The sequence below is a fragment of the Bradyrhizobium icense genome (assembly GCF_001693385.1).
GTDB classification, from domain to species: domain Bacteria; phylum Pseudomonadota; class Alphaproteobacteria; order Rhizobiales; family Xanthobacteraceae; genus Bradyrhizobium; species Bradyrhizobium icense.
The window spans coordinates 6,699,514-6,718,798 of sequence record NZ_CP016428.1; the positions used below are offsets into that span (position 1 = coordinate 6,699,514).

General features: G+C 62.6%; 18 protein-coding genes. 6 read left to right on the forward strand and 12 right to left on the reverse strand.

What is annotated here, in order from left to right; translation table 11 throughout:
• Positions 1–68: 68 nt before the first annotated feature.
• Positions 69–704, forward strand: a complete 636-nt coding sequence (locus tag LMTR13_RS30995) for an RNA polymerase sigma factor (RefSeq protein ID WP_083219295.1) — start codon at positions 69–71, stop codon at positions 702–704.
• Positions 701–1,393, forward strand: coding sequence for an NrsF family protein (locus tag LMTR13_RS31000; protein WP_065731076.1), 693 nt, complete (start codon positions 701–703; stop codon positions 1,391–1,393). The genes LMTR13_RS30995 and LMTR13_RS31000 overlap by 4 nt, the downstream gene beginning before the upstream one ends.
• Before the next feature lie 379 nt (positions 1,394–1,772).
• On the opposite strand, the gene LMTR13_RS31010 is transcribed toward LMTR13_RS31000, so the two are convergent.
• Complete coding sequence (locus tag LMTR13_RS31010) at positions 1,773–3,332, reverse strand: 2-isopropylmalate synthase (RefSeq protein WP_065731078.1); 1,560 nt, start codon at positions 3,330–3,332, stop codon at positions 1,773–1,775.
• Between the two features lie 446 nt (positions 3,333–3,778).
• Between LMTR13_RS31010 and LMTR13_RS31015 the strand changes: the two genes are divergently transcribed.
• Positions 3,779–5,293, forward strand: a complete 1,515-nt coding sequence (locus LMTR13_RS31015; protein ID WP_065731079.1) for a CYTH and CHAD domain-containing protein — start codon at positions 3,779–3,781, stop codon at positions 5,291–5,293.
• 579 nt (positions 5,294–5,872) lie between these two features.
• On the opposite strand, the gene LMTR13_RS31020 is transcribed toward LMTR13_RS31015, so the two are convergent.
• The 9 genes from LMTR13_RS31020 to LMTR13_RS31060 all read right to left on the reverse strand — a co-directional run bounded on the left by LMTR13_RS31020 (position 5,873) and on the right by LMTR13_RS31060 (position 13,998).
• Entirely contained in the window at positions 5,873–6,286 is a 414-nt protein-coding gene (locus tag LMTR13_RS31020; RefSeq protein WP_065731080.1) for a hypothetical protein, read from the reverse strand.
• A gap of 233 nt (positions 6,287–6,519) precedes the next feature.
• On the reverse strand, positions 6,520–7,434 hold the full coding sequence (locus tag LMTR13_RS31025) for a polyphosphate kinase 2 family protein (protein ID WP_065731081.1): 915 nt from the start codon (positions 7,432–7,434) through the stop codon (positions 6,520–6,522).
• Positions 7,431–8,411, reverse strand: coding sequence for a branched-chain amino acid ABC transporter permease (locus LMTR13_RS31030; RefSeq protein WP_065731082.1), 981 nt, complete (start codon positions 8,409–8,411; stop codon positions 7,431–7,433). The genes LMTR13_RS31025 and LMTR13_RS31030 overlap by 4 nt, the downstream gene beginning before the upstream one ends.
• Positions 8,408–9,289 (reverse strand): branched-chain amino acid ABC transporter permease, encoded by an 882-nt coding sequence (locus LMTR13_RS31035; RefSeq protein ID WP_065731083.1) that lies wholly within the window; start codon positions 9,287–9,289, stop codon positions 8,408–8,410. The genes LMTR13_RS31030 and LMTR13_RS31035 overlap by 4 nt, the downstream gene beginning before the upstream one ends.
• A gap of 3 nt (positions 9,290–9,292) precedes the next feature.
• Positions 9,293–9,997, reverse strand: a complete 705-nt coding sequence (locus LMTR13_RS31040) for an ABC transporter ATP-binding protein (RefSeq protein WP_065731084.1) — start codon at positions 9,995–9,997, stop codon at positions 9,293–9,295.
• A gap of 2 nt (positions 9,998–9,999) precedes the next feature.
• On the reverse strand, positions 10,000–10,767 hold the full coding sequence (locus LMTR13_RS31045) for an ABC transporter ATP-binding protein (protein WP_065731085.1): 768 nt from the start codon (positions 10,765–10,767) through the stop codon (positions 10,000–10,002).
• A 32-nt stretch (positions 10,768–10,799) separates the two neighbouring features.
• Positions 10,800–12,110, reverse strand: coding sequence for an ABC transporter substrate-binding protein (locus LMTR13_RS31050; RefSeq protein WP_065731086.1), 1,311 nt, complete (start codon positions 12,108–12,110; stop codon positions 10,800–10,802).
• A 101-nt stretch (positions 12,111–12,211) separates the two neighbouring features.
• Entirely contained in the window at positions 12,212–12,928 is a 717-nt protein-coding gene (locus LMTR13_RS31055) for a hypothetical protein (protein ID WP_065731087.1), read from the reverse strand.
• Between the two features lie 41 nt (positions 12,929–12,969).
• Entirely contained in the window at positions 12,970–13,998 is a 1,029-nt protein-coding gene (locus LMTR13_RS31060) for an ABC transporter substrate-binding protein (protein WP_065731088.1), read from the reverse strand.
• A gap of 325 nt (positions 13,999–14,323) precedes the next feature.
• Here LMTR13_RS31060 and LMTR13_RS31065 point away from each other — a divergent pair, with 325 nt between their 5' ends.
• A complete protein-coding gene (locus tag LMTR13_RS31065; protein ID WP_065731089.1) occupies positions 14,324–14,785 on the forward strand; it encodes an OsmC family protein in 462 nt (153 codons plus the stop codon).
• 170 nt (positions 14,786–14,955) lie between these two features.
• Here LMTR13_RS31065 and LMTR13_RS31070 read toward each other — a convergent pair whose 3' ends face one another.
• Both LMTR13_RS31070 and LMTR13_RS31075 read right to left on the reverse strand, forming a co-directional pair.
• Positions 14,956–15,744, reverse strand: a complete 789-nt coding sequence (locus LMTR13_RS31070) for an ABC transporter permease (protein WP_065731090.1) — start codon at positions 15,742–15,744, stop codon at positions 14,956–14,958.
• Positions 15,744–16,571: an ABC transporter ATP-binding protein gene (locus LMTR13_RS31075; RefSeq protein ID WP_065731091.1), complete on the reverse strand. Its 828-nt coding sequence runs from the start codon at positions 16,569–16,571 to the stop codon at positions 15,744–15,746. Before LMTR13_RS31075 ends, LMTR13_RS31070 begins: the two co-directional genes overlap by 1 nt.
• Before the next feature lie 262 nt (positions 16,572–16,833).
• Here LMTR13_RS31075 and LMTR13_RS31080 point away from each other — a divergent pair, with 262 nt between their 5' ends.
• Together LMTR13_RS31080 and LMTR13_RS31085 are read left to right on the forward strand one after the other, a co-directional pair.
• Positions 16,834–17,619, forward strand: a complete 786-nt coding sequence (locus tag LMTR13_RS31080) for an ATP-binding cassette domain-containing protein (protein ID WP_065731092.1) — start codon at positions 16,834–16,836, stop codon at positions 17,617–17,619.
• Positions 17,616–19,175: a glycine betaine ABC transporter substrate-binding protein gene (locus tag LMTR13_RS31085; RefSeq protein ID WP_065731093.1), complete on the forward strand. Its 1,560-nt coding sequence runs from the start codon at positions 17,616–17,618 to the stop codon at positions 19,173–19,175. Before LMTR13_RS31080 ends, LMTR13_RS31085 begins: the two co-directional genes overlap by 4 nt.
• Positions 19,176–19,285: the final 110 nt, after the last annotated feature.

Genomic DNA, 19,285 nt, shown 5'->3' on the forward strand with positions numbered 1-19,285 from the left:
TTGTCTGTCGTGGCCGGGCGGGCGGGTGTATCCAGACAGGCATCGGGTCAGGAGAACGAACCTTCAAGATGCCGGGTCGCAGTAAGGAAAATCCTCCCTGTTCCGAGACTCCCAGGCTGACGCTGGTTCGTACGCCTGCGTCGATCACCGGGCAAGGTTCCCGCGGGCAATGGTCGGCGCTTATGGCGCGTGCCCAGGATGGCGATCGCGAGGCTTATCGCACCCTGCTTACGGAAGTTGAGCCCTATGTCCGGTCGATCGCCATCAAATATCTGAGATCGTCAAGCGATCTCGAAGACGCGGTCCAGGATGTCCTGATGACGGTCCATTCGATCAGACAAACCTACGACCCGAAGCGGCCGTTCGGACCCTGGCTGGTCGCCATCGCCCATCGCCGCATCATCGACCAGTTGCGCCGTCAAACCCGGCGCAGGTCTCGCGAGATTGAACTGTCGACCGAGCATGAAACCTTTGCCGCCCCTCCGGCGAAGCTATTCGGTGAGAGGTCGGTTGAGATTGCTCTCGTGGGCGCAATCGACAAGCTGCCGCCCGACCAACGCGACGCGATCAGAATGATGAAGCTCGAAGAGATGTCGCTGAAGGAGGCGTCGCAAGCCAGCGGCCGGTCGATTTCTGCCCTGAAGGTCGCGACCCATCGCGCCATCAGAAACCTGCGCAAGTTGCTGAAAGGCGAATTGTCGTGAGGAAAACGTCCGAACTCATCGATACGCTTGTCGAGTCGGCAACTCCAGTCCGAAGGCTGGCTCCTCCGCTATGGCGTACCTGCATCTGGCTCGCGCTGGCTGCCCTCATCCTGGCGCTGCTCTGCGTCGTACACGGCGTGCGGCCGGATCTTTCAATGCGGCTGAGGCAGCCGGTTTTTGTTGTCAGCATGTTTGGCGCGCTTGCGACGGCCGTGCTGGCGGCATTGGCGTCTTTCAAGCTGAACCTGCCGGAGTCTCCGCGCCGGTGGCTGTTGTTGCCGCTGCCGGGATTCGCGGTATGGGTGTCGACGATCGGCTATGGTTGCCTGACCGATTGGGTCAGCATGAGCCCGGATGGAATCCGGATGGGCGAAGCCGCCCGTTGCTTTGCAACGCTCCTGATGACCAGCGTGCCTCTGTCGGTCGTAATGCTGATCATGTTGCGCTACGCGGCGCCATTGCGGCCGACCATGGTGAGCACGGTGGGAGGACTGGCGGTCGCCGCCATGACATCGTTCGCGCTATCTCTCCTGCACAGTCTCGATGCGACGATCATGATCCTGATATGGAATCTCGGCATGGCCGCCTTGATCGCCGGAATGGCCAGTGCGCTCGGCCGGCCAATGCTGGCATGGGCCGCCGGACGGGTCATGCCGTTGCTGCCGCCGCAACTATCGAAGCCGCAATGACTCCCGTATTCTGGTCCGAGAACGACCCATGCATTGCACTCAGTCAATAGCCGTTCACGGGCTGCGCGGCCTGGGAGCCATTATCCTGCTCGTGTTGGCTTTTGCCTGTGGCAGTGCTTACGGCTGGCTCGTTCTGCCTCTGCTGATCGGTGCCGTCTTGCTTCTCGGCGGTTGCCCGGGATGCTGGCTGACGGGCCTCTTTGAGGCCATTCGGGCAAGACGCAACTCCGATGTCGGGCCGATGAGTTAACGAGTTTGGGAGATGACGGCGTCGAAAGCTCACGCAAAAACGCGGCGCCTAAGCGCCGCGTTACATTGTGAGTCATCGACGTCATTCCGGGGCGATGCCCAGCACCGAACCCGGAACGACGCGGCGTCGTCAGCCCGCCGCCTGCGCCGGCATGTCGCGCTGGCGCTTCATGACGATCTTGTTGAGCGCGCCGAGATAGGCCTTTGCCGAGGCGACCAGCGTGTCCGGGTCCGCGGCGCGCGCCGTCATCGAACGGCCCTCATGAGAGAGCCGCACCGAGACTTCGGCCTGGGCGTCGGTGCCTTCGGTGACGGCGTGAACCTGGTACAGCTCCAGCTTTGCTTCGTGCGGCACCAGCCGCTTGATGCAATTGAACACGGCGTCGACCGGGCCGTTGCCCTCGGCTTCCTCGATCCTGGTCTGACCCTCGACGTCGAGTTTCATGGTGGCGCGCTGCGGACCATGGGTGCCGGCGATCACCGTCAGCGAGGTCAGCTTGATGCGATCGTGCGAGGCCGCCATTTCCTCGTCGACCAACGCCTCGATGTCTTCGTCGTAGATGTCCTTCTTGCGGTCGGCCAGCGCCTTCATCCGCGCAAAGGCATCTTCGAGCTGGTTCGGGCCGAGCTTGTAGCCCATCTCTTCCAGCTTGTGGACGAACGCATGACGCCCGGAATGCTTGCCCAGCACCAGCGAGGACTGCTTCAGGCCGACCATCTCGGGCCGCATGATCTCGTAGGTCGAGGCGTCCTTCAGCACGCCGTCCTGATGGATGCCGCTCTCGTGGGCGAAGGCGTTACGGCCGACAATCGCCTTGTTGTACTGCACCGGGAACGAGGTCGCCGCCGAGACCAGCTTCGAGGCGCGCGTCAACTGCGTGGTATCGATCTTGTTCCACCACGGAAACTTGTCGTTGCGCACGTTGATCGCCATCACGATCTCTTCGAGCGCAGCGTTGCCCGCCCGCTCGCCGATGCCGTTGACGGTGCATTCGACCTGGCGGGCGCCGCCGGCGATGCCGGCCAGCGAGTTCGCCACCGCCATGCCGAGGTCGTTATGGCAGTGGACCGAGAAGATCGCCTTGTCGGAGTTCGGCACCCGCTCGATCAGCGTCCTCATGAAGTGGGTGTATTCCTCCGGCACGGTATAGCCGACGGTATCGGGAATGTTCACCGTGGTGGCGCCGGCCTTGATGACGGCCTCGACGATGCGGCAGAGGAAATCCATCTCGCTGCGGGTGCCGTCCTCGGCCGACCATTCGACGTCGTCGATCTGGTTGCGGGCGCGGGTGACGTTGGCGATCGAAAGCTCGACCACCTGCTCCGGTGTCATGTTCAGCTTGACGCGCATGTGCAGCGGCGAGGTCGCGATCACGGTGTGGACGCGGCCGCGTTTTGCGAACTTCACCGCCTCGGCGCAGCGGTCGATGTCCTTGGGATGCGCCCGCGACAGGCCGGCGATGACGGCGTTCTTGGAGCGGCGGGCGATCTCGCTGACCGCCTGAAAATCGCCTTCCGAGGTGATCGGGAAACCGGCCTCGATGACGTCGACACCCATGTCGTCGAGCATTTCGGCGACCTCGAGCTTTTCCTCGAACGTCATGGTCGCGCCCGGGCACTGCTCGCCGTCACGCAGGGTGGTGTCGAAAATGATGACGCGGTCCTTCTCGGACTTGTTGGCGGTGGTCATGTTCTGAATTCCTTTTGGGTAGTAGCGCCGCCTCTCATGGGCGCTGAAGGGTCTGGTGATCTCGCGCGAACCCCTGAGTGCCCAGGCGCAAACGCCCAGACGGCCCTCAGGGGCCGATAAGAAGCAGAAGCCCGCCAAGAAGCAGGGTGGGCGCGGACGCAGCCGGGCGAACAGGGGCAGCCTTGGCCGCTCCACCCCGAACTCCATGCTTTTGGCTGCGAATCAGCATTGCCAGACCCTTTTGGACGCTCAAATCTCGGCTAAAACCGTTGACGGTTCGTTGCCGGGACGCCGTTCCGGGGTTGTTCTAGACGAGAATGTTGGCCGGCCGCAATGCCAAAAGAGGGTCAGAATAGGTGACCTAATGGCCAAGGATACGGGGCTGCGGTCAGGCATCCGGAAGCACTTTCCGACGTTACCAACCTGTAGCGTCAGGTGAGCAACACATGGGCGTTGAGACCGAAATCAAGTTCCGTATGCCTAGGCGCAATCTCGGGTCCAGTCCCAGATTGACCGTGCCCGGCTGCAAAATCGGCAAGCGCTCGGAGAGCGATCTGCTGTCGACCTATTTCGACACGCGGAAACACAAGCTGAAACGGCGCGGACTTCTGCTCCGGGTCCGGCAATCGGGCGGCAAGCACGTACAAACGATCAAGCAGACGTCCGGCGCACAGTTCGGCCGCGGCGAGTGGGAAACCGAAATAGGAGGTCGCACTCCCGATCTCGACGGGGCGAACGGTACGCCGCTGGAACGGTTGGCCTCGAAAAAGCTGCGCCGCAAGCTGAAGCCGATCTTCGAGACCTCGGTGCATCGCATCACCATGCCGGTCCGCACCAAACGGAGCGAACTGGAACTAGCCATTGATCACGGCAGGATTGTCGCGGCCGAGCACACAGGACGCATCGAGGAGGTTGAAGTCGAATTGAAAAGCGGTCCAGCGAGCGATCTGTTTCGCGTCGCGAAGGCGCTGGAGCGAAAGCTCGGGGCCGAGCTTTGTTTGAGAGCGAAGGCAGACCAGGGCTACGATCTCGTCAACGGCAAGCGCGCTCAAGCTGTTTTCGCCGAGCCAATCGAGCTTGGAAAGCGAATGACCGCCATCGAGGGTTTCCGGACCATCGCCCGCTCCGCCCTTCGCCATTTTTCGGGAAACGCTCATGCCGTCCGCAGCCTTGATCCGGAAGGCGTGCATCAAATGCGCGTAGGCTTGCGCCGCTTGCGCGCGGCCATCTCGCTGTTTTCGAAGATGCTGCCCGAGACGAAAACCGAAAAGATCAAGACAGAACTCAGGTGGCTGACAAACGAACTCGCCCGCGCGCGCGAGCTCGACGTCTTCCTGGAGGACAAGGTTGGCCCTGTCGCCCGCGAAATAACACCGCGCCGGGGCGGCAAAGCCATCGCCAGGCAGTTTGCCGAGAAACGCACCGAGGCGCTCGCGCAGGCCAGGAAGGCTGTCGATTCGCCGCGATGCCGTGCGCTGCTGGTCGATGTGCTCGAGTGGATCGAGGCGCAACGCGGCCGGACAGATGCCGCAAACAGTGAACTTGGCAAGTTCGCCGCGGAGTTGCTGGAGCGGCGCTTGAGGAAGGCACACAAGGACGCAGGCAAGCTGCAGGAGATGACGGCGCCCGAGCGGCACAAATTCCGGATCAGGATGAAGAAGCTCAGATACGCGGCCGAATTTTTCGAAAGCCTTTTCCGCAGCAGGCGCGATCGAAAGGTGCTCGCGCGTCTGTCGAAACATGCGAAGAAGATCCAGGATTCCCTGGGCTCGCTGAACGACTTCATTGCGGATCGAAAGATGGCGGCGGAAGCGGCACTAAAGGCGCCACCGCAAGACAGGCGCGCCCGCGCCTATGTTTCCGGCATCATCGTTGGCCGCGAGGATGAGCAGGCAAGGCCGCTCATGAAAGCGGCCGCAAAGGAACTGCGTGCACTTCGCCATCTTTCCGGACCTGGCTGATACTATTGTCACCGGGCGCCCGATGACAGGCTCCGCGTGCCCACCATGCCGCCCGGGTATATGGCACCAGACAATCCGCGCGTCACCGGCCAACAAATTATCTTACGGCAGCGACCCTCTCAGGTCTGCGACACCGATATCCAGGGCAACTCGGCCACCGTTTTCAGGGGTTGCGCGCGTGCGGACTTCACTGCGTTCGGACGCAGTGAAGACTCCGCCACCATTTTCAGCCGGTCCGACACTTTGAACGACGATCGCGCCAAGCACGAGCAGTGCGACCATAATCAGCCCACTCAGGGCCGGAGTTAGACATAGATTGGACCCAAAGCGCATCATCGCTACACCCATGCGCATCGCCCGCGGCCCGCTACAACAGGCGTCGTTGAGTCGTTAGGCGATTTGGTGACGTGGCTGTGGCGATCCGGCGTTCATTCTTGTGCACACTGTACAACGGACGCGCTCGGACAGCCAGGATGAGGCGCGTCCTGCGCCGACGGCAGTTCTGCCGGGAGTGTGGCCTAAGGAATTCGCACCGTGTACCGAGCCAGCAAATATCGGCGAGCGGCGCGCCCGCCGTCGCTACCCGACCCGCATGCGTTGCTCAATATTGGCCGCCGGCCCCCCCGCGCGGACATTGCGAGTGCCGGATGAATGGGTTTGTGAGCCCGCGCCCGCGATACTTTTCCACGGACTGATGGTTTCGACGATGATATTAATACCGGCTAACGCGCTGTCGATTTGGCGCTGCACGTTGTTGACCTCCGACTTCAGGAATTCTTGCATTTTTTGCAGCTCGGAAACCAATCCCTGAAGTTCGTCTATCGAATTTGATGTCAACCGGGCGACGGAAGAGCTGATTCGTTCGGCGCTGACCTCCAGCGAACCAGAGGTTTTCGACTTCTCTTGCGTTTCCGATTTGCTGAGTTGTGTCGCCAAAGCCGATTCCGCCGGAGGCGTTTTTTCATCGGGTGCGGCAGACGTTGGGGTGTCCATCAGCTTCTCCCTTGGTGCGGGTTTGTCGCGTCACCAATCCCGAACCCAATTGGTTAATAATTCGTTTACAACGGTCCCGGTTGGTTAATATTTGTTTACGGAACTGTCTTGCCCTGGCGCGTGCTGGCGAAACCGGCCGATCCAGAATTTGTAGGTGGATAAAGCGCAGCGTGCCCCACCATTCCGCCGCGTACTCGGCACCGATGGTGGGCACGGCGCAAGTGCGCCCAACCCTACTTCGCTTTCTCCTCCGCCAGCAGCGCGTCCCGCACTTTGGCGAAGTCGCTGCGGTCGGCCTTGTCGACTTTTGGAAAATGCAGATCGAGGCTGTCGAGCGCGGCCACGATGGCCGAGCCGATCACCACGCGGGCGAACCATTTATGGTCGGCGGGGACCACGATCCAGGGCGCCGCCTGCGACGCGGTGTGATGGATCATGTCCTGGTAGGCGGCCTGGTATTTCGCCCACAGCTTGCGCTCGCCGACATCGGCCATCGAGAACTTCCAGTTCTTGGCGGGGTCCTCCAGCCGCTCGAGAAAGCGTTCGCGCTGTTCCCCCTTGGAGACGTTGAGAAAGAATTTCAGGATCACGGTGCCGTTGCGCGCGAGATAGCGCTCCATCGCGGAAATGTCCTCGAAGCGCTCCTTCCAGATATCCTTGATCACCAACTGCTGCGGGATCTTTTGCCTGGCGAGAATTTCCGTGTGGACCCGCACTACCAGGCATTCCTCGTAGTAGGAGCGGTTGAAGATGCCGATCCGGCCACGCTCGGGCAGCGCGATCATGCTGCGCCACAAAAAGTCGTGATCGAGTTCTTTGGTCGACGGCTGCTTGAACGAAGTGACCTCGCAGCCCTGCGGGTTGACGCCTTCGAACACGCTCTTGATCGCACTGTCCTTGCCGGCCGCGTCCATGCCCTGGAAGATCAGCAGCAGCGACCAGCGGTCCTGGGCGTAGAGTTTTTCCTGAAAATCGTTCAGCCGCTTACGGTTGGCCTCGATAATCCTGGTCGCCTGCTCCTTGTCGAGGGTGCCCTTCTCGTTGGTCTTGTGCGACTTGAGATGAAATTCGCCCGAGCCATCGTAACGGAACGGGGCGACATAGGGCTTCAATTCATCGGCGAGGGCTTGCGAGGATTTCTTGCTCATTTCGTCCCGGAGGGCTTGGGTTGCGTCTTCAGTCTGTCGAGGACGCTACCAAGAATGCCCTTGGGAAGGAATATGATGAAGATGACGAGCAGGAGGCCGTAGACCAGATTGTCCCAACCGACCGCCTTGGTCCCGAAGCCGATGCGCAGCCCTTCGGCGAGCAGGATGGTGATAATGGCGCCGACGGTCGGCCCGAGCGAAACGTAAAGCCCGCCGACGATCACGGCGAACACCATCTGCAGCGACACCGCAATGCCGCTGACGGTGTCGGGCGAGATGAACATCTGGTACTGGCAATAGAGCGCGCCCGCCAGCGCGGTCATCAGCGCCGAGATCAGCGTGATCTTGAGTTTTTCGGCCGTCACGTTGACGCCGGCCGCGGCGGCGGCGTCCTCGTCTGCCGAGATCGCCTCCATGGCGTAGCGGCTCATGCTGCGGTCGACCCAGCGCCAGATAAAAAGGCCGAGCACCCAGACGGCGAGCGCGATCAGATACCATGTCGTCTTGTCGTCGAACTGCAGCGCCATCAGCCCGTGACCGCTGGGCGCGCGGTTCGGCGTATAGCCGAGCGAGCCGCCGGTGTAGTCGCGCGTGGCGGTAATGACCTGTAGCACGATGCCCGATAACGCCAGCGTCACCAGCACGAAATAATGCCCGGTGATGCGGAAGCGAAAACAGGGATAGGCGACGATCAGCGCCAGCACGCCAGCCGCCATCATGCTGATCGGAATGCCGATCCATGGCGAGATGCCGAGATGGTTCCAGAGCAGCGCGGTGATGTAGGCGCCGACGCCCATGAAGCCGCCATGGCCGAGCGACACCAGGCCGAAGCGGCCCATGATCGACCACGCGGTGTAGGCGAACGACCAGATCAGGATCAGCACCAGGATGTGCAGGTGATAGGGCTCACGATAGACAAAGGGCAGCGCGATCAGCGCTGCGAGGCCGACGCCCCAGGCGGCATGACGGGAATTCACGAGCGCCTCGCCAGAAGGCCCGCGGGCCGGATGAACATCATGACGATGAAGAAGGCGAACGCCAGCACGTAACCCCATTCGAGGTCCGAGTACAGGCCGCCTAGCGAAATGATCTGGGCGAACACGAACGCCGCGATGAAACCGCCGACGAAATTGCCGAGCCCGCCGAGCACGCAGATCAGGAAGGTGATCGGCCCGAACGACAGCCCGACGAACGGATGCACGTCATATTGCAGCACCAGCAGGCAGGCGGCGAGGCCGGCCAGCGCGCCGCCGAGCGCCGAGGTGATGAGATAGATGCGCTTGGTATCGACGCCCATCAGCGACATGATCTGGCGGTCCTGCGCAACGGCGCGGATCGCCGTGCCGGTATAGGTGCGCTTCATAAAGAAGTAGATCGCCAGCATGCCGAGCAAGGCGGCGACGAAGGCCAGCAGCCGCGAATAGCTGAAATGCATGTCGCCGATCGCCAGCACCGGCAGGCGGATGCCGAGATTGCGGAAGTCGATACCGAAGGCGACGGTGGCAAAGCTCTGAAGGATGAACAGCACGCCGCCGGTGGCAAGCAGTTGGTTGATCGGTGGCGCGGTGAGTAGCGGCTGGATGACGAGGTAATGCAGCGCCGCGCCGAGGGCTGCGACCAGCAGGATAGCAATTGGAGCCGCGACCCAATACGGCAGGCCGAACACCTGGACCATGTAGTACATGCCGTACATGCCGATCATGACCAGTTCCGCGTAGCAGATCCAGGTGACGTCGATGACGCCGAAGATCAGGTTGAGCCCGAGCGCCAGCAACGCCAGCACGCCGCCGAGCAGGATGCCGTTGACCACGGCTTCCAGCAGATAAATGTCGAAGGTGTCGAGGAATGCCTGCATTTACTAGACCCCGAGATACGCTTGCTTGATGGTGTCGGTCGACAGCATCTCTTCCGACGTGCCGGACGCGCGGATGGTGCCAGCCTCCAGCAGATACGCACGATCGACCACTTTCAGCACCTGCTGCACGTTCTGCTCGACGATCAGAACCGTCAGCCCGCCCGCGCGAATTCGCTTCACTAGCTCGAACACCTGCTGCACCACGACAGGCGCAAGCCCTGCCGAGGGTTCGTCGAGCAGGAGCAATTTCGGATCGGACATCAGCGCGCGGCCGATCGCGCACATCTGTTGCTCGCCGCCCGACATGGTGCCGGCCATCTGGCCGCGCCGTTCCTTCATGCGCGGGAACAGGTCGAACACGAACTCCAGCCGCTCGGCATATTTGGCGCGCGCGCCCGGCATGTAGGCGCCCATCTTCAGATTGTCGTCGACGGTGAGCCGCGGAAACAGCCGGCGGTTCTCCGGCACGTGCGCGATGCCAAGATCGACGATGCGATGCGCCGGCGTCGCTACGACGTCCTGGCCTTCCATCGCGATCGAACCTTTGATGGGCCGGATCAGGCCGGAGATCACGCGCATCAAGGTGGTCTTGCCGGCGCCGTTCGGGCCGATCACCCCGACCGCCTCGCCCGCTTTGACGTCGAGATTGATGCCGAACAATGCCTGGAAGCTGCCGTAACCCGCATCGAGCGATCTGAGTTCGAGCATTCTTACACCCCTGCCCGCCGGCGCGCTTCCGCCGCCGCGGCCTGGCTCGAATCCGCGTCGGTGCCGAGATAGACCTCGATCACCCTTGGATCGCTGGCCACCGCGCTCGGCAAGCCTTCGGAAATCTTCTCGCCGTGATCGAGCACCATCACGCGGTCGACCACCCGCATCAGCACGCCCATGATGTGCTCGACCCAGATGATGGTGATGCCGAGTTCGTCGCGGATCTTGCGCAGCATGTCGGCGGCCTGGTCCATCTCGTGCTCGTCGAGCCCGCCGAGGCTTTCGTCGGCGAGCAGAAGTTTCGGCCCCGTGGCGAGCGCCTTGGCGAGTTCGAGTTTTTTCAGGCCGGCGGCACCTAAGCCATCGACGCCAGCGTGACGGTTCGTCGGCAGGCCGACCATGGCGAGCGCGCGTTCGGCGGCCTCGTCCGCCCTGGCGCGGCTATGGCTGCCCTGGCCGTAATAGCCGGCGAGCGCCACGTTCTCGAATATCGTGAGCCGGTGAAACGGACGCGGGATCTGGAAGGTGCGGCCGATGCCGCTGTTGATGATGCGATGCGGCGCCTTGCCGGCGATCTCGGCGCCGTCGAACAGGATCGATCCCGCCGTCGGGATCAGCGTGCCCGACAGCATGTTGAAGATCGTGCTCTTGCCGGAGCCGTTCGGGCCGATCAGGCCGAGAATCTCGCCCTGCTCGACCCGGAACGACACGTTGTTCACCGCAGTGAAGCCACCAAAACGCTTCACCAAGCCTTCTACCGTCAGCACGCCAGAACCTCCGCTAGCCGTTTGCCCGGCTCTTACTGGTTGCTGAACGTCGTTCCTTTCGGCAGCGGTAGCACGGCCTCGCGCTGCGCCTGACTCTTCGGCCACACTACATATGACTTGTCGTCGACATACTGGATGACCACCGGGAACGAGCGTTCGTTCTGACCGGCCATCCGGGTGCCCTCGCCGTGGAACTTGACGCCGAAGCCCAGCATGGTGCCGCCTTCGGGAATATCGGTCTCGAGCGCGGCCTTGCGCAGCGCATCGGGATCGACGCCGCCATATTTCTTGATGGCGCGCGGCAGCACCTCGGTCAGGAACAGGTAGGTGTTGGACGCCGCCATGCCGACATGCGCGGAGCGAATCGCAACGCCCGGCTTGGCCTTGTCGAACTCCTCGCCGACCATCTTGATGACCGGCGGCAATTTCGGATCCATCGATTTCTGGTTGGCGAGCCAGATCGAGATCGGATCGGTGTTGAAGACGTAATTGACGTCGCCGCCCAGACCTTCCTTCAGCTTCTCGTAGACGCCATAGCCCGCGCCGTGACCGACCAGCGCTGCGAATTTCAGGCCCTGCTCGCGCGCCTGACGGCCGAACAGAGTGATGTCCGGATTGTAGCCGGTGTGGAAGACCACGTCGGGCCGGGCGCGCTTCAGTTTCGTCACCAGCGCGGAAAGATCGGGCGCGGTGGCGGCGTAGCCTTCCTTCAGCACGATGTTGAAGCCGGCCTTCTTGGCGCCGGCCTCGTTGCCCTTCGAGACGTCGACGCCGTAGGCGCCGTCCTCATGGATGATGGCGACGCGCAGATCCTTCGGCTCCTTGCCGAGCTTCGCTTTCGAGTTCTGGGCGATGAAATCCATCGTCATCAGCCCGAACTGGTCGCCCGAGGCCTGCGGACGGAATACGTATTTGAAGTTCTTGTTGTCGAGCACAGCGGAAGAAATGCAGGTGGTGATCCACATGAACTTCTTGAGCTGCTCAACCCGCGCGGCGACCGGCACGCATTGCGCCGACGAATAGAAGCCGAGCAGCATGTCGACCTTTTCCTGCTCGATCAGCCGCACCGCCTCGTTGATCGCGACATCAGGCTTGCTCTGGGCGTCGGCATAAACCGCTTCGACCTTGTAACCCTCGACGCCGGTCTTGGCGTACTGGTCGAGCATGATCTTGGCGCCGATATATTGCAGCTCCGAGCCGCCGCCGGCGAGCGGGCCGGTCAGGTCGTAGATGACGCCGATCTTGATTTTCTTTTCCTGGGCTTCGGCGGTCTCCGCCATCCCCAGCACCGCGATTGCGGCAGACAGCCCGACGAGAAGGCGTGCAGCTTTGCGCCCCGGCATGGAATCCTCCCTGGATTATTTTTTGTGCACTGCGACTTTTCTTGTTCTGGTTGGCGCCTATCACATTGATAGCGCGACCAGATGTCAAGCGCATTACTTGGTCAAGGCTTGGAAGCGAGCTGCGCCTCGATGAATGCCGTGACAAAACGCGGCATTGCCGAACTGAGATCGCGCGCGCTGCGCACGAGGTGAATGGCCGACAGTTCCGGCTGATGCTGCGAGGCCAGATTGCGCTCGATCCGCTCGCGCAGCACTTCGCCTGCCATGTCGACGCGCAGGATGCGGATCATCGCGAGCGCGGGCCCGGTGTAGACGCAGTGCCAATGCGGCTCGCTCTGGTATTCGCCCGGGGCAAGGCCGGTCTCTTCCTCGACCTCGCGCGTCACGCTGCCGGAAATATCGACCGCGCCGTCCCTGATGTCGTCGAGATCGGGCGTGCCTGACGGAAAATAGATGCGTCCCGCGTTGGCCGTGTGCTGGCCCATTTCGCCGAGCACGAAGGCGCCGTCGGCGCAGAGCAGCGCGCCCATGCCGAAACCGTTGAACACGCTCGCGTCGGGAAAACCCCAGTCGCGCCACGCCAGAAAACTGGCGAAATCGGTTTCGAAATAGCCGGCGCTGAAGCGATCGCCGGAGAACACCGGCTTGCGCCCGAGCAGCACACGGCCATTCCACAGTTGCGGCCTTTCGCGCTGCTTTTCGGCAAAATGTGCATCGATCGCCGCGCGCCGCGCCTCCGCGAACGGCCACGCCCACGCTTCGACCACAAGATCGAGCGTGCTGACGCGATGAATGGCCGGAGGCCTCGTGCCACTCATCGCTTCACGTCGCTCGATTTCACGCCGATCCTATTCCTTCTTCACTTCGGATTGGCACCCGTGGTCTTCTTGGCCTGCTCGACATATTTGTTGGTGTACGTCTTGGTCACGTCGATATTGGCCTTGGCGATCTCCGGCGAGCCCTCGCTGAACACCGCGAGCACCGCGTCGGCGCCCTTCGGATCCATCAAGCCGGTTTGCGAGTACATCGGGATCGTGTTCTTCAGCGCGGCCAGATAAAGCGCCTTGTCCTTGCCGACCATTCCCTCCGGCATCTTCGCCATGATCTCTTCCGGCGAATGCGAATGGATCCAGTTGAGCGTGTTGACGATCGCGTTGGTAAGTGCCTGCACTTCCTTCTCGTGCGACTTGATCCAGGCCGTCGTGGTGTAGAGCGCGCCACCCGGATACTCGCCGCCGAACACTGCCAGCGTGTCCTTTTGCGTGCGGGTGTCGGCCAGTATCTTCAAATCCGGATAGCTGCCCTGCAAAACGGTGACAGAGGGATCGAGCATCACGGCGGCATCGATCTGGCCCTGCTGCATCGCCGCCACCGCGGTGGCGCCGAGGCCGACACCGATCACCGCGGCGCTGGTCGGATCGAGGCCGTTCTTCTTCAACAGGTATTTCAGGAAGAAGTCGGTCGAGGAGCCGGGCGCGCTGACGCCGACCTTCTTGCCGGCCAGATCCTTGATCGACTTGATCTCATTGGTGCGCGCGGGTGATACCACCAGCACCAGGCCCGGGTAGCGGTCATAGATCACGAAGGACTGCAATTCCTGCTTCTTGGCGGCCAGGTTGACGCAATGATCGAAATAGCCCGACACCACGTCGGCGCTGCCGCCGAGCACGGCTTTCAGCGCGTCCGAACCGCCCTTGAGGTCGACCAGCTCGACGGCCACGCCGGCTTTTTCATATTCGCCGAGCTGTTTTGCCAGCACGGTCGGCAGATAGCACAGGCAGGCGCCGCCGCCGACCGCCACCGTGACCTTGCTTTGCGCTGCGGCAATTCCCGAGGTCAGTGTGAGCGCCAGCAGCGAAGCGGCCAGCCGGCCGAACAGTTTCTTCATGGGTTCCTCCATTCGTTGGCGGCAAGATAGAGCAGTGCGCGGGAGTTGAGAAGGCTGCCCCTGATGATATGACAATGCTGAATTGAGAGTGCCGGCTCCCGTCACGTCATTACGAGGAGCGACAGCGACGAAGCAATCCATGTCTCCGCGTGCGGCACGATGGATTGCTTCGCTTCGCTCGCAATGACGACGAGGCAATGACGCAAATTCGTAGGGTAGGCAAAGGCACGCAGTGCCGTGCCCGCCATGCAGCGTAATCGTGGGGTGTAGATGGTGGGCACGCTTCGCTTTGCCCACCTACGGTTCCAGTACACTGGAGGATTACATGGCAACAGGGAAAACATACAAGTCATTTCGGTACAGCAATAACCTGGTCTGGGACACCGCTCGCCGCGGCCGAACATCCGCACCCGACAAGCCCGACATCGAGATCGGCAGTCCTCCTGAATTCAAGGGAGACCTGGGCGTCTGGGCTCCCGAAGAAATGCTGGTCGCCGCGCTGAATGCTTGCATGATGCTGACGTTTGTATCGTTCGCCCAAAGTAGGAGGCTGGAGTTTGTGGCCTATGAAAGCTCAGCGGAAGGCTTGCTGGCGAACGTCGACGGCAAATATCGGATTGTTGAAGTCAGCGTTCAGCCAACCCTGGTCTTGAAAAGCCAGGCTGATATCGCGGCCGCCCGAACAATCATGGCCGAGGTAAAGGAAAACTGCTTCATTTCCAACTCGATTACCGCTGACGTGAAACTTGCGCCGCAGTTTAAGCTGGCATCCGATGTCGCCATCTAGTGTGGCCTTCGTCCGCCGGCCGCCAGACCGGTGGACAAAGGCGCGTCGCGCCGTGCCCACCATCCATCCCGCATCGCGATCCTAATGGTGGGCACGCTGAGCCTGTCATCGGGGCGCGCATTCGCGCGCCCCATTGGCTTTGTCCTCCCTACGGGTTTTGGAACGAAGACCTACCCTCGCCCCTCCGCCGCTACCGGACGCCACACCAGCAGCCGGCGCTCGACCAGCGTTACGCCCATGTCGATCAAAATGACGAAAGCCGACAGCACGAACATGCCGGCGAACACGCCGGCGACGTCGAACACGCCTTCGGCCTGCTGGATCAGGTAGCCGAGCCCGGCGGCAGAACCCAGATATTCGCCGACCACGGCGCCGACCACAGCAAAGCCCACGGACGTGTGCAGCGAGGAGAACATCCAGGACAGCGCCGAGGGCCAATAGACGTGCCGCATTAATTGCCGCTCGTTCATGCCGAGCATGCGGCCGTTGTCGAGCACGGTGTTGGAGACTTCCTTGACGCCCTGATAGACGTTGAAGAACACGATGAAGAACACCAGCGTGACGCCGAGCGCGACCTTGGACCAGATGCCGAGCCCCAGCCACAGCGTGAAGATCGGCGCCAGCACCACGCGCGGCAGCGCGTTGATCATTTTCACGTAGGGATCGAACACCGCGGCGACGCGCGGCTGGCGTGCGAACCAGAAGCCGACGAGGACGCCGGCGACCGAGCCGATCACGAAGGCGAGGATGGATTCCCACAGCGTAATGATAAGGTGTTTCCAGATCACGCCGCTCGAGAACCATTTGACAATCTGGCTGCCGACATCGATAGGGTTGGAAAAGAAAAACGGCGGCAGCAGGACTTTTCCGAACACCGGCACGGTGGTGAGGAACTGCCATACCGCCAGCGCGACGACGGCGACCAGCAATTGCAATAGGAGCAGCGTCGAACGGGACATCAGCCAACTCCTGCCGCTTGGGTGGATTGCACGTAACCCTTCATCACTTCGTCCTTCAGCACGCCCCAGATCTCCCGGTGCAGTTCGTGAAAGTCCTTTTCCATGCGGACTTCCGAAATATCGCGCGGACGCGGCAGCTTTACGCGCCAGTCACCGATGATGCGCGCGCTAGGCCCTGCCGACATGATCACGACGCGGTCGGCCAGCGCGATCGCCTCTTCGAGATCGTGGGTCACGAACAGCACCGCCTTGCGGTCGGCATTCCACAATTCGAGCAGCAGGTTGCCCATGATCTGCCGGGTCTGGGCGTCAAGCGGGCCGAACGGCTCGTCCATCAGCAATATTTTTGGATCGCGAATCAAAACCTGCGCCAGGCCGACGCGCTTGCGCTGTCCGCCGGACAGCATGTGCGGATAGCGGTTGCCGAAAGCACCCAACCCCACGGATTTGAGCCAGCCCTGCGCGCGCTGCAGCGCCTGTTCGCGCGGCGCGCCCTTGATCTCGAGTCCAATGGCGACATTGTCGAGCGCGGTCTTCCATGGAAACAGCGCATCGGCCTGAAAGAGATAGCCGGCATCGCGATTCAGCCCGGCAAGCGGCTGGTCGAAGATATTGACCGATCCCGACGCCGGCTTCAGCAACCCTGCAGCGACATTGAGCAGCGTCGATTTTCCGCATCCCGTCGGCCCGACAATGGCGACGAATTCGCCGTGGGCCACCGAGAGGCTGGCCTGTTCCACCGCCGTATAGACGCGATCCCCGGCCACGCGAAATGCCACCGTCGCGTCTTCAAGCGCGATTGCCGTCGGCTGTGCCGTATCCGCCATGTTTCTCCCCAAACGTTTGGAGGGATGCCTTAGCGGTTACGACAGACAAGTTCAACGCGGCGCCGTGACATGGTAGTTGATCTCTACCCTCCCCTCGAAGGGGAGGGTCGGCTCGCATGGAGCGCCGCGACATGCGAGACGGGGCGGGGTGATCTCTCAACTCGGGCACTGTTCGAGTGGAGAGACCGTCAGCCCACCCCGCCGCTCCCTTCGGTCGCGTCGACCCTCCCCCTCCAGGGGAGGGTGAAGGATTCGAGACTGCATGAGCCCTCCCCTGATCGCCTACAGCCATGTCAGCAAGACGTTTGACGGCGGCCGCATCATCGCCGTCGACGACGTCTCGCTCGATGTCGCCGAGGGCGAGCTCCTTGCGATCGTCGGCGGCTCGGGTTCGGGCAAGACCACGCTGTTGCGGCTCGCCAACCGGCTGATCGAGGCCGATAGCGGCAGCATCACGGTCGAAGGCGAAGACGTGCGCAACGTCGACCCGATCCTGCTGCGGCGGCGGATCGGCTATGTCTTTCAGAGCGGCGGGCTGTTTCCGCATCTGACCGTCGCCGGCAATGTCGGCATAACGCCGAAGCTGCTTGGCACGCCGATTGCGGAGATTTCGGCACGCGTGGACGAGCTGCTCGACCTGGTGCGGCTCGACCGCGCGCCATACCGGGACCGCCTGCCGCATGAACTCTCCGGCGGCGAGCGCCAGCGCGTCGGCGTGGCGCGGGCGCTCGCCGCGCGGCCGCGCATCATGCTGATGGACGAGCCGTTCGGCGCGCTCGATCCCTTAACCCGCGACGCGCTCGGCGACGATTTTCGCGAACTGCACAGTAAACTCGGCCTGACCACGGTCATGATCACCCATGACATGAGCGAAGCGATCCTGCTCGCCGACCGCATCGCCGTGATGCGCGGCGGAAGAGTGCTGGCGCAGGGCACGCCGGCCGAGCTTTCCGAAAGCGGCGACGTTTACGTCGGCGAACTCCTGCGCACGCCGCGCCGGCAGGCCGAGCGGCTGGGCGCGTTGCTGCCTCGCGAAGGTGCGGCATGAGCCTCTTCGCCGATCCACGCTGGGGCGAGGCGCTGGGCCACTTGCCCGACTATCTCGGCAATCACGTCCGCGTCAGCGTCGCCGCGCTGGCGCTTGGCTTACTCGTCAGCCTGCCGCTTGCGATCATCTCGCGCCGCCAGCCGGTGCTGCGCGGGGTGCTGCTCGGGCTTGCCAGCGTCGTGCAGACGGTGCCGGGGCTGGCGCTGCTCGCCCTGTTCTATCCGCTTCTCTTAGCGCTCGCGGCGTTGTCGCTGTCGTGGTTCGGCGTCAGTTTTTCCGCGTTCGGATTTTTGCCCGCGGTGCTGGCGCTGGCGCTCTATTCGATGCTGCCGGTGCTGCGCAACACCATCACCGGGCTGCAGGGCGTCGACGCCGCGATCCTGGAAGCGGCGCAGGGCGTCGGCATGACGCCGCGGCAATCGCTGTTCACGGTGGAGTTGCCGCTGGCGCTGCCCGTCATGATGGCAGGCATCCGCACTTCGGCCGTCTGGGTGATCGGCACCGCGACGCTGTCGACGCCGATCGGCCAGACCAGCCTCGGCAATTACATCTTTGCCGGGTTGCAGACCCAGAACTGGGTGTTCGTGCTGTTCGGCTGCCTGGCCGCCGCGGTGCTGGCACTCGCGGTCGATCAGCTACTGGCGCTGATCGAAAACGGCTTGCGTCACCGCAGCCGCCTGCGTGCGGCGCTTGGCGGCGCCGGCATCGCGGCGCTGGTCGTTGCAACGCTGGTACCGACGATGATGCGCGCGCAGACGAATTACGTCATCGGCGCCAAGACCTTCACCGAGCAATATGTGCTGTCGGCCTTGATGGCGCAGCGACTGAAGACCGCCGGCCTTTCGGCGACCACGCGCGAAGGCCTCGGCTCCAACGTGATCTTCGAGGCGCTCGCTTCGAACGATATCGACGTCTACATCGACTATTCCGGCACGCTGTGGGCCAACCAGTTTCACCGCACCGACATCAGGCCGCGGCAGGAGCTATTGGCCGAACTGAAGACGATGCTGGCGAAGCAGAACATCACACTATCAGGCGAGCTCGGCTTCGAGAACGCCTATGCGCTGGTGATGCCGCGCAAGCGCGCCGAGCAGTTGGGCATCCGCACCGTCGCCGACCTCGCCTCGCGCGCCGCCAACATGTCGATCGCCGGCGACTACGAGTTCTTCTCGCGGCCCGAATGGGCGGCGTTGCGGCGCGCCTACGGCCTGTCGTTCCGGGGGCAGCGGCAGATGCAGCCCGACTTCATGTATGCGGCGGTCGCCTCCGGCGAAGTGGATGTGATCGCCGGCTACACCAGCGACGGGCTGATCGCGAAATACGACCTGGTGGCGCTCGGCGATCCCAGGCGTGCAATTCCGCCCTACGATGCGATCGTGCTGTTGGCGCCGAAGCGAGCCAATGACGAGGCCTTGCGCAAGGCGCTGGCGCCACTGCTCGGCAGCATCGATATAGCCACGATGCGCGAGGCGAATTTGCGCGCGGCCAGCAATGACGCGGCGAGCTCGCCGGACGCGGTGGCGCGCTGGCTGTGGGAGAAGGTGGGGAAGAAGTAGGACGACCTCTCCGTCGTTATTGCGAGCTCTCGTAGGGTGGGCAAAGCGAAGCGTGCCCACCCTCCTTTCAGACTATGTAAGGTTGCACTATGATACGGCATGCCGCGATA